The following is a 1258-nucleotide window of genomic DNA, read 5'->3' on the forward strand; positions in this document are numbered from 1 at the left end:
GGGCCGCGTGGTGTTCGCACCACGCGGCCCCGGGCCGTTCCCGGTCACCGTTGACGCCCGGAGCGGGGACTTATAACTTCACCATGCGGATGATTCATTCCGGCAAGTGGAAACCTTGAGCAGGTGGAGGGCATGGTCATGGGTCAGCAGGAGCAGGTGGCGACGAGCCTCGCCGGTACGGTCGGCAAGGAGATCGGCGCCTCCCTCACCGCCGTGGACGCCGAACTCGCCCGGCGGTACCCGGGGGACCCCGGCACCCGCCAACCCGTCCACACCGTCTACGTCCCCGCCGACGCCTTCGAGGCCGGGACCCCGCGCTCCTGGGGCGACCGGGCGCTGGCCGCGCTCGACGCACACGCCCCGGACGCCGCCGCGCTCGCCGAGGTCCTGTCCGTCCCGGGGGAACTCGCCGAGGCCGTGCACGACCGCGTACGCGCCAAGCTGGAGCGGGAACCGGTGGAGGACCTGCGCATCGACTTCGAGGACGGCTACGGGTTGCGCCCGGACGCCGAGGAGGACGAGGCGGCGGCCCGTGCCGCACGACTGGTCGCCGAGGCGTACGCCGACGGGACCGCCGCCCCGTACACGGGCATCCGTATGAAGTGCATGGAGGCCGGCGTACGGGACCGGGGAATCCGCACCACGGACATCTTCCTCACCGGCCTGATGCGGGCCGGAGGTCTGCCCGACGGGCTGGTGCTGACCCTGCCCAAGGTGACCTACCCGGAGCAGGTCACCGCTTTCGTGCGGCTGCTGGAGGCCTTCGAGGACGCCCACGGGCTGCCGTCCGGACGGATCGGCTTCGAGATCCAGATCGAGACCAGCCAGTCGATCCTCGCCGCCGACGGCACCGCCGCCGTGGCCCGCATGATCGGCGCCGCCGAGGGCCGCGCGACCGGCCTGCACTACGGGACCTTCGACTACAGCGCCTGCGTCGGCGTCAGCCCCGCCCACCAGGCGAGCGACCACCCGGCCGCCGACCACGCGAAGGCGGTCATGCAGGTCGCCGCCGCAGGCACCGGCGTACGGGTCTGCGACGGCTCCACCAACGTCCTGCCCGTCGGCTCCGCCCGACAGGTCCACGACGCGTGGCGGCTGCACTACGGCCTCACCCGGCGGGCGCTGGCCCGCGCCTACTACCAGGGCTGGGACATGCACCCCGGGCACCTGCCCACCCGCTACGCGGCCGTGTACACCTTCTACCGCGAGGGCCTGGAACTGTCTCTTATACACATCTCTGAGCGGGCTGGCAAGGCAG

At 72.3% G+C, this 1258-nt stretch carries 1 protein-coding gene; it reads left to right on the forward strand.

Annotated elements, in window-relative coordinates; genetic code table 11:
• Nucleotides 1-138: 138 nt before the first annotated feature.
• Nucleotides 139-1258, forward strand: a 1120-nt coding sequence (locus IH13_RS0126285) for a DUF6986 family protein (RefSeq protein WP_063837496.1), incomplete at its 3' end; no start/stop codon positions are given.

It is taken from the genome of Streptomyces sp. NRRL WC-3549 (assembly GCF_000721935.1).
In the GTDB taxonomy this organism is placed as follows: domain Bacteria; phylum Actinomycetota; class Actinomycetes; order Streptomycetales; family Streptomycetaceae; genus Streptomyces.